Below are 8,580 nucleotides of genomic sequence, written 5' to 3'. Positions count from 1 at the left end.
AGGCCGAGGACGGGGGCGGCGAGGGCGAGGAGCACGACGAGGGAGGCGAGCCCGAACGCGACGGGGCGCTTCCACAGGCGCTCGCCCCAGGCTGCGAACTTCGGGGAACGGTGCTCACCGGTGTGGACCCACTTCAGCGCGCCCTTGTTGATCGTGTGGTCGAGCTTGAACAGCACGAGGGGGAGCAGGGTGAGGGTGGCGGCGAGGACGAAGACGACGGCGAGCATGATGCCGCCGGCCATGGAGCGGAACGCCGGTGAGGGCACGAGCATGACCGCGGACAAGGACACGAGCACGGTGGCGCCCGAGAGCAGGACGGCCTTGCCGGCGGTGTCCATGGTCTCGGCGATGGCCTGGCGGGGGGTCTCGTGGTGGCCCATGCGCGCGGCGCGGAAGCGGACGACGAGGAACAGCGCGTAGTCGATGCCGAGCGCGAGGGCGAACATCATCGCGAAGTTCATCGCCCAGATGGAGACGGGGATGAGCTCGTTGATGAGCACCAGGGAGCCGGCGGAGGCGACGAGACCGGCCAGGGTGAGGATCAGCGGGAGGCCGGCGGCGACGAGCGCGCCGAAGGCGAGGACGAGGATGGCCAGGGTGACCGGCCACGACATCATCTCGGACTTGAGCATCGCGTCGAGGTTGGCCTCGTTGAAGTCCGACCACAGCAGGGAGGCGCCGGTCGGGTTGACCTCGACGCCGTCACCGGACAGGGCCTCGAGCTCGTCCTTGAGGTCGTCGGCGACGCGGACCATCTCGTTGGGGTCCGCACCGGCCCCGGCCAGGATGACGGCGGTCGAGCCGTCCTGGCTCACGGTGGCGCCGGGCTGGGGGGCGATGACGTCGGCGATGCGGGGTTCGTCGGTGAGGATCGCGGTGACCTCGTCGATGACGTCGGCGCCGGTGCCCCGGGTGACGGGGCCGTCCTCCGCGTGGACGACGACCTGGATCGCGGAGCTCGCGTTGCCGCCGAAGGACTCGGTGGCGAGCTCGCGCACGGCGACCGACTCGGAGCCGTCGGCCTGCCAGCCGGCGCCGGAGAGGTTGGCCTCGACCTTGGGCGCGAACGCACCGAGGCCGATGACGAGGAGGAGCCACACCAGGGCGGTGGCCTTGCGGTGGTGGGTGACCCACAGGCCGAGGCGCCCGAGCGGGCCGGGGCGGTAGCCGATGCCGTACGGGTCGTCGGCGTCGTGCGGGACGGGCTGGGCGTGGCGGCGGGTGGCCGTCGACGTCATGGGAAGGACTCGTTTCTGTGTGGGGGAGTGACGGGGTCAGACGAGGGCCGGGACCGCGGTCGCGGCGGTGTACGCGGCGACGAGCAGCACCAGGCCGGTGAACGCGGCGGAGAGCTTGGCGGTGTCGGCGCGCGCCGCGAGGCGGGCTCCGGCGACGGAGCCGGCGACGGCGGTGACGGTGAGGGCAGCGACGAGCCCCCAGTCCGGCGCGATGCCGCTGCCCGCACGGGTGGCGAGGGCGGCGGCGCTGGTGATGGTGATGACGACCAGCGACGTGCCGGCGGCGTACGCCATCGGGAGGGCGAGCGCGAGGGTGAGGGCCGGGACGACGAGGAAGCCTCCGCCGACTCCGAGGAAGCCGGTGAGCAGGCCGACCGCGGTCGCGGTGACGAGGACCTTCAGCGCGCGCGGGCACTGGCACATGAAGGTGGGGCTGAACGTGATGATCGGGTCGTCGAGGCGCGGCCGGTCCGCATGGGCGCCCGCCGTGGTGCCGCGGCGGTGGCGCAACTGTCGGGCGGTCATGAGCCCGGCGACGACGAGCATGAGACCGGCGAACGCGGCCAGCAGCACCGGCTCGGCGACGGCCGCGGACGCGCGGGCGCCGACGACGGCGCCGCCGATCGCCACGACGCCGAACGCGGCCCCGCGCGCGAGGAGGACGTTGCCGGCGCGGTGCGCGGTCACGGCGCCCGCGAGCGAGGTGACGCCCACGACCACCAGCGACCCGGTCGTGGCCTGCGTGGCGGTCTGGCCGAGGGCGAGGAGCACCGGCACCGCCAGGATGGAGCCGCCGCCGCCGAGCGCACCCAGGCTGAGCCCGATGAGCGCGCCGGCGACGACGGCGGCGAGGAGCGAGAGGCTCACGCCTCGGGCCCCACGAGGTGGAGTCCGACCTTCTCGGCGTTGTCGAAGGAGTCGTCGACGGCAACGAGCGTCATGCCGGCCGCAGAGAGGAACGACGCGGCGACCGAGGCGCGGTAGCCGCCCGCGCAGTGCACCCACACCTCCCCGGCCGGCACGTCGGCCAGGCGCTGCGGGAGCTCGTGGATGGGCACGTTGACGGCACCGTCGATGCGGGCCTTGTCGTGCTCGTCGGCACGGCGGACGTCGAGGATGACGACCTCGCGGTGGTGTCGCACCTGCGCGAGGTCGGCGAACGTCGCGGTCGGGAACGACGACAGCTCGCGGTCGCTCCAGTCCTCGGGACCGCCGGTGGCGTGTGCTGCGGGCCGGTCGATCCCGATCCGCACCAGCTCACGCTGGGCCTCGGCGACGTCCTCCGCGGACTCGCCGAGCAGCGTGATCGGCGTGCCCCACGTGACGAGCCAGCCCAGATAGGTCGCGAACCCGCCGTCGAGGCCGAAGTTCAGCGTGCCGGGAGCATGTCCGGCCGCGAAGGCGGTGCGGGTGCGGAGGTCGACGACCCACTCGCCGGCCTCGATGCGCCGACGGAGCTCGACTGCGTCGGCGACGGACGGCAGCGACAGGTCCGGCTCCGACGGGCCGTCGGAGTTGGCCGGCGCCATGTGGGCGTAGTAGGTCGGGTAGGCGCCGAGCCCGGCCAGCAGCTCGTCGACGTAGGTCTGCTCGTCCTGGGTCAGCACCGGGTTCGAGCGCTTCTCCTGGCCGATGGTCGACTCGGTGGCGTCGGACTGGGTGGCGGAGCAGAAGGAGCCGAAGCCGTGCGTGGGGAACACCTCGGCGGCGTCGGGGAGCAGATCGGCCAGCTTGTGGGCCGAGGCGTGCTGGTGACGGACCAGGTCGTGGGTGTGCTCGGGCCCGAGCAGGTCCGGACGGCCGGTGGCGCCGTACAGCAGCGAACCTCCCGTGAACACCGCGACCTGCTCACCGCTGTCGCCGTCGGTCATGGCATAGGAGAGGTGGGTGAACGTGTGGCCGGGGGTCGCCAGCGCGGTGACGCGCATACGTCCACCCACCTCGACGACCTGCCCGTCCGCCACGGGGGTGCGGACGAAGGACACGTCGTCCTCGCCATTGACGAGGTACTGGGCACCGGTGCGCTGCGCGAGCGCGAGGCCGCCGGTGACGTAGTCGTTGTGGATGTGGGTCTCGAAGACGTGGGTCAGGCGCACGCCGTGCTCCTCGAGGAGGTCGAGGACGCGGTCGATGTCGCGCTGCGGGTCGACGACGAAGGCGACCTCGCCGTCGTGGACGAGGTAGCTGCGGTCGCCCAGGGTGGGGGTCTCGATCGGGAGGATGGTGAGGTCCTGGCTCACGGCGCCGGTCTCGAGCGGGCGCCCGGCGCGCGCCCAGGCAGTCGTGCCGCCGGCGACCGAGTACGCCTCGTACCCCTGCGCGACGAGCAGGTCGGTCATCGCGGCGCTGCGGTTGCCCGAGGCGCACACGACGTAGACGGGCCGGGACCTGTCGAGCTCGCGGAGCCGGGATGCGAGGTGACCCATCGGGATGGGCGTCGCGCCCGGCACGTGCCCGGCGACGTACTCGCTGGCCTCGCGGACGTCGATGACGTGCGCGTCGACCTCGGCTGCGCCGGCGAGTCGCTCGATGTCGATCTCGGGGGTGCGGCTGCTCATTGTTGACTCCGTCCTGGGTGTCGGCGTGAATACCCGGTGGGGTATCGACCTGCCCAACCGTACAGACCCCGGGGGGTATTCCCCAACCCGCGGACGATCCGGTGTGGCGTGCGTCATGGAATACGGGAGGGGGTATCCTCGTTGGAGCCAGGTGCCACCACCTGACCACAGCAGAGGAGCCAACCTGATGGCCACCATCGACCTGGGTGCGGAGAACTTCGAGAGCACCGTCATCGAGAACGACATCGTCTTCGTCGACTTCTGGGCGTCCTGGTGCGGCCCGTGCCGCATGTTCGCCCCCGTGTACGAGAAGGCGTCCACCGAGCACCAGGACATCGTGTTCGCCAAGGTCGACACCGAGGCCGAGCAGGCCCTGGCCGCGGCCGCGAGCATCACCTCCATCCCCACGCTGATGGCGTTCAAGCGCGGGACCCTGGTGTTCTCCCAGCCCGGCGCCCTGCCGGCCGCCGCGCTCGAGCAGGTCATCACCGCCGTGCGCGAGCTGGACGTGGACGCCGCCCTGGCCGAGCAGGAGGCGAGCGCCTGATGGCCACCTTCACCCTCAGCGCCACCCTGCCCCGGTCGTACGACGACGCAGTCGAGGCCGTCCGCGCCGCGCTCGGCGAGCAGGGCTTCGGCATCCTCACCGAGATCGACCTCAAGGCGACCCTGAAGACCAAGCTCGACGTCGACGTCGCGCCCCAGGTCATCCTGGGTGCTTGCCGGCCCGCGCTCGCCCACGAGGCGCTGAGCGTGGACCCGTCGATCGCGGCGGTCCTGCCGTGCAACGTCGTCGTGCGCGCTCTCGACGAGGGCACCACCCTCGTCGAGGCGTTCGACCCCGACGCGATGATGGGACTGGCCGACAACGCCGCACTGCACGCCGTCGCCGCCGACGCCAAGCAGCGGCTCAACGCCGCACTCGCGGCACTGACCCAGGAGATCTGATGGAGCTCGACCCCACCTCGATGAAGCCGGTCATCAACCGCATCAAGCGCGCCCAGGGCCAGCTGGCCGGCGTGCTGCGCCTGCTCGAGGAGGGCCGCGACTGCGAGGACGTCGTCACCCAGCTCGCGGCCGTGTCGAAGGCCCTGGACCGGGCCGGGTTCGCCATCGTGGCCAGCGGCCTGCAGCAGTGCCTCGTCGAGAACGACGGCGACGCCGACAGCCTCGACGTGAAGAAGATGGAGAAGCTCTTCCTCTCCCTCGCCTGACGAGGTCCGGGAGCCCAGCGGCGCCGGCGTCCGCGATACAGCACGGCGAACGGGGTACCGCACCGGCATGACGACACCCGGCGGACATCAGGACTCGCGGATCGGGGAGCCGCCGTCGAGGGCCGCCGGCCTGATGTACGGCATCGGCCTGGGCGGCTTCGTCGACGGCATCGTGCTGCACCAGCTCCTGCAGTGGCACCACATGGTCAGCGACGTCAGCCAGTACCCGGTCACGACCGTGGCGGGCCTGGAGGTCAACACGCTGGCGGACGGCTTCTTCCACGTGGCCACGTGGTTGTTCGTCGTCGGCGCGTCGATCGTGACGCTGGCCCAGTGGCGGCAGGGCCGCCTGGCGCCGAGCTGGGCGTTCCACCTCGGTGGCGTCCTGATGGGGTGGGGCCTGTTCAACCTCGCCGAGGGCCTGGTCGACCACCAGCTGCTCGGCGTGCACCACGTGCGCGACGACCTCGGCGGCCCGCTGTCCTGGGACATCGGCTTCCTGCTGTTCGGCGCGGCGCTGACGCTCGGCGGTTGGGTGTTCCAGCGCCGCGGCGCGGGGCAGCTCGGCCGACAGGGGTGGCAGCAGGTTCCCGTGGGCCACCCGCTGCGGTGATCAGCCGAGCTCGTGTGCGACCCATCCAGGTGCGTCGAGCCGGACCGTCGCATCGCCGACGAGCTCTTCCAGCACGGCGACGAACGCCCGGAACTCGTCGTGACCCACCCGCTGCTCCCACCTGTCGCGGAGCTCGGTGAAGATCCGTTCGCCTTCGTGCATGACCTCCCATCCCAGCGCGGTGACTTGCAAGGGTCTGCGTCGAGCGTCACGAGGGTCCTCGACCCGCGTGACGTACCCGCGGTCGATCAGCACGGCGATCGTCTTGCTGGCCGCCTGCTTGCTCACCGACATGGCACGCCCCAGGTCGGAGGCGCTGTCGGCGCCCGATGCGATCGCACGCATGGCGAAGTCGTGCGAGGGCCGTACGTCGTCGTACCCGCGCGCCGCCAGCTCCTCCGTGGCCGCATCGACGAGCGTGCGGAAGCTCGCGAGGAGCAGCAGTGCCAGGTCAGGGCCCGATCGCGTCACGCGCGCAGGCTAGCCCACCCTTGAGAAGACAACTAGGTTGTCCTAATATGGACAACATGATTGACGATTTGAGCTCGACCCCGGCGACCGTCGACGCGGTCCACCACCGCACGACCGCACTGAACGGCACGACCCTGCACTACGTGACGACCGAGACCTCCGGCTCGCCGGTGCTGCTGGTCCACGGGTTCCCCGAGACCTGGTGGACCTTCCACAAGCTGATCCCGCTGCTGGCGGAGCGGCACCGCGTCGTTGCGGTGGACCTGCGCGGCTTCGGGGACTCCGGAACCGAAGCCCCCCACGGCAGCGAGGTGACAGCCCAGGACCTGCGCGCGCTTGTGGAGACGCTCGACGCGGGCGCGGTCCATCTCGTGGCGCAGGACATCAGCGGGGGAGCGGCCCTGCGCTTCGCCACCAGCAGCCCCGACCTGGTGCGCACGTTCACGGCCGTCGAGATGGGTCTGGCGGGCTACGGGCTGGAGGCGCTCGCGGACGTCAGGAGCGGAGGCTCCTGGCACATCGGCGCGTTCGCCACCCCGGGCGTCGCCGCCATGCTGCTCGCCGGCAAGGAGCACCAGTTCCTGACGAGCTGGTACCAGACCATGACGGCCGGCACGGACGCAGTCACCGAACAGGACATCGAGGAGCTCACTCGCACCTTCCGCCGGCCGGACGGGTGGGAGGGTGCCTCAGGTCTCTACCGGTCGATGCTGGGTGAGGGCGAACGGCTGCGCGACCTCGTGGCCACGAGCCCCCTCTCGGTGCCGTCGCTCGCGGTCGGTGGCGGCGGCGGGCCGTTCACCGCCACCACCCTGTCGCAGGTCACGGCCAGTGAGCCCGTCCACGTCCAGATCGACGGCGTGGGGCACCACGTGGCCCTCGAGGCGCCCCAGCAGCTCGCCACGGCCCTGATGGACTTCTACCGGACGGTCGACTGACGCACGGTCGGGGCGGTCGTCCCGCACGGGCACGAGGAAACGGCGCCTGACGCTGGAGACGTCGTCGGACGTCTTCACAGGTCAGGCGCCGTTCCAGGCACCTACGCGCAGGTCAGCGAGACCCGGCGAATCAGATGTCGTAGTAGTGAGTACCGCAGGGCGCTGACCTGCAGGAACAGTTCACAATTGGGTTCGTGGGGTGCAACTAGTACGCAGGGCACCTAGACGCCAGCCCGCCTCGAGATGCAGGAGAGCGCCCTATTCGGTGACTGGGGTGCAGTTCACTCGGCGGTCGGCAAGGGGCGCTGAAGTGTCCCGCTCAAGCTGGTCCTTGCGGCAGCAAGCGTCACCTGTGTCGGTCCGTGCACGACCGAGTTCGGACCTCTAGCGTCCGCCGCGGGTTGAAGGGCGAACCAGGACTCGTCGTCGCGTGCCGTGATGATCGTGAGACCGGTCGAGAGATCCTTCCGAACCCACGCTGCTGGATCAAGCGTGGTCCCGTCCAGCAGGCTGGTCTCGAACAGCTGCGCGTAGTACGCGTCTGGAAGTCCGGGGCTGTGGCCCGAACGTTGCGGAGGCAGGAGGAGGGGAGGGCCCCAGCCTGCTACCCATTCACCTTTGAACCCATAGACGGTTCCCGGGGGAGCATGGCCGATGGTTCCGCGCGTGAGCCCATACCGGGCGTCCTTCGCCCCCCGGAGAAGAACCTCATGATGGTCGGCCAGACGCTCCTGCAGCGAACGGCCACGATCATTCTCGGTCAACATCAAGTGACCCTGGTCGAAGACGGCCGTGCGACCCGTCCTCTGCACGCGGCGATGTTCCAGGTCTTGCTGCCGCTCGCTAGCGACTCGTCCCAGTTCGACTCCACCTCGGCGGCGCAATCTGCGTTGCAGCAACTCTCGTGCTTGTACGCGCGTGGGTTGCCATGAGATGCCGGACCAATAGGTGATCGGAGCGGGCCCTGCCGCGTCGATCCAATCGAGTGCGATTTCGACGATCGAAGGGATCAGTTCAGTCTGGACCTGCCACAGGTCCGCACCTCGATGCGGCTCGTTCGGATCGGGCACGACTCCGTAGCCCAGCATCGTGGTGATTGTAGGTTCGGGCCCGTACGGAACCCAGATTCGGGGAGGTTCCTCGTGCCGGGTCAGGTGCCCCTGCCACCCACGATTCGTCAGTGCCGCGCAGAACGCGTCCAGGTACTCCAGGGGAGCCTGCGCCCACAACGGGCAGTGAAGTCCGATCAGCTCGTTCCCGCGCAGGTCGATGGAGAGTTCGCCTTGGGAGCCTTCGTCGGACTCCTCGCTCCAGTCAAGCGCACGCGAGTTGAGCTCGAGCACGAGGTCGCTCAATATCGCCGAAGGGTCGAAGTCGCCGCCGCTGTCGGTGAGGTTTAACCAGTACAGCACCCAGCTCTCGCCAGGCGCCTCAAAGCCGTCACCGGCCCAATACTTTGCCACCTCGGCGCGGTCATAGGTCAGCGCCACGCTTCTGGACACCTCCTCCTGGACATGCCCGCATATTGACCCGAACGGACTATCGACC

The 8,580-nt window shown here is 70.3% G+C and carries 10 protein-coding genes; 5 read left to right on the top strand and 5 right to left on the bottom strand.

From position 1 onward, the window contains the following. The 3 genes from Q9S36_RS51060 to Q9S36_RS51050 form a co-directional block, all read right to left on the bottom strand. Positions 1–1,238, bottom strand: a 1,238-nt coding sequence (locus Q9S36_RS51060; RefSeq protein ID WP_311292375.1) for an MMPL family transporter, incomplete at its 3' end; no start/stop codon positions are given. A 36-nt stretch (positions 1,239–1,274) separates the two neighbouring features. Next, positions 1,275–2,105 carry a sulfite exporter TauE/SafE family protein gene (locus Q9S36_RS51055; RefSeq protein WP_311292374.1) on the bottom strand — a complete coding sequence of 277 codons (831 nt, stop codon included), beginning with the start codon at positions 2,103–2,105 and terminating at the stop codon, positions 1,275–1,277. Continuing rightward, positions 2,102–3,796: a rhodanese-like domain-containing protein gene (locus Q9S36_RS51050; RefSeq protein WP_311292373.1), complete on the bottom strand. Its 1,695-nt coding sequence runs from the start codon at positions 3,794–3,796 to the stop codon at positions 2,102–2,104. The genes Q9S36_RS51055 and Q9S36_RS51050 overlap by 4 nt, the downstream gene beginning before the upstream one ends. A 187-nt stretch (positions 3,797–3,983) precedes the next feature. Here Q9S36_RS51050 and trxA point away from each other — a divergent pair, with 187 nt between their 5' ends. The 4 genes from trxA (at position 3,984) to Q9S36_RS51030 (ending at position 5,623) form a co-directional block, all read left to right on the top strand. Beyond that, positions 3,984–4,343 (top strand): thioredoxin, encoded by a 360-nt coding sequence (gene trxA, locus Q9S36_RS51045; RefSeq protein WP_311292372.1) that lies wholly within the window; start codon positions 3,984–3,986, stop codon positions 4,341–4,343. Beyond that, positions 4,343–4,744, top strand: coding sequence for a DUF302 domain-containing protein (locus Q9S36_RS51040; protein WP_311292371.1), 402 nt, complete (start codon positions 4,343–4,345; stop codon positions 4,742–4,744). Before trxA ends, Q9S36_RS51040 begins: the two co-directional genes overlap by 1 nt. Continuing rightward, on the top strand, positions 4,744–5,010 hold the full coding sequence (locus Q9S36_RS51035; protein ID WP_172260515.1) for a metal-sensitive transcriptional regulator: 267 nt from the start codon (positions 4,744–4,746) through the stop codon (positions 5,008–5,010). The genes Q9S36_RS51040 and Q9S36_RS51035 overlap by 1 nt, the downstream gene beginning before the upstream one ends. A gap of 67 nt (positions 5,011–5,077) precedes the next feature. Next, positions 5,078–5,623, top strand: a complete 546-nt coding sequence (locus tag Q9S36_RS51030; RefSeq protein ID WP_311292370.1) for a DUF2243 domain-containing protein — start codon at positions 5,078–5,080, stop codon at positions 5,621–5,623. Here Q9S36_RS51030 and Q9S36_RS51025 read toward each other — a convergent pair whose 3' ends face one another. Continuing rightward, positions 5,624–6,094, bottom strand: coding sequence for a MarR family winged helix-turn-helix transcriptional regulator (locus Q9S36_RS51025; RefSeq protein ID WP_311292369.1), 471 nt, complete (start codon positions 6,092–6,094; stop codon positions 5,624–5,626). A gap of 56 nt (positions 6,095–6,150) precedes the next feature. Between Q9S36_RS51025 and Q9S36_RS51020 the strand changes: the two genes are divergently transcribed. Next, complete coding sequence (locus Q9S36_RS51020; RefSeq protein WP_311292368.1) at positions 6,151–7,032, top strand: alpha/beta hydrolase; 882 nt, start codon at positions 6,151–6,153, stop codon at positions 7,030–7,032. Between the two features lie 281 nt (positions 7,033–7,313). Here the strand turns inward: Q9S36_RS51020 and Q9S36_RS51015 are convergent. Further along, on the bottom strand, positions 7,314–8,580 hold a 1,267-nt coding region (locus tag Q9S36_RS51015; RefSeq protein WP_311292367.1), incomplete at its 5' end, for a hypothetical protein.

The sequence above is a fragment of the Microbacterium sp. ARD31 genome, from assembly GCF_031844425.1.
This window is presented reverse-complemented; position numbering and strand designations above follow the sequence as displayed.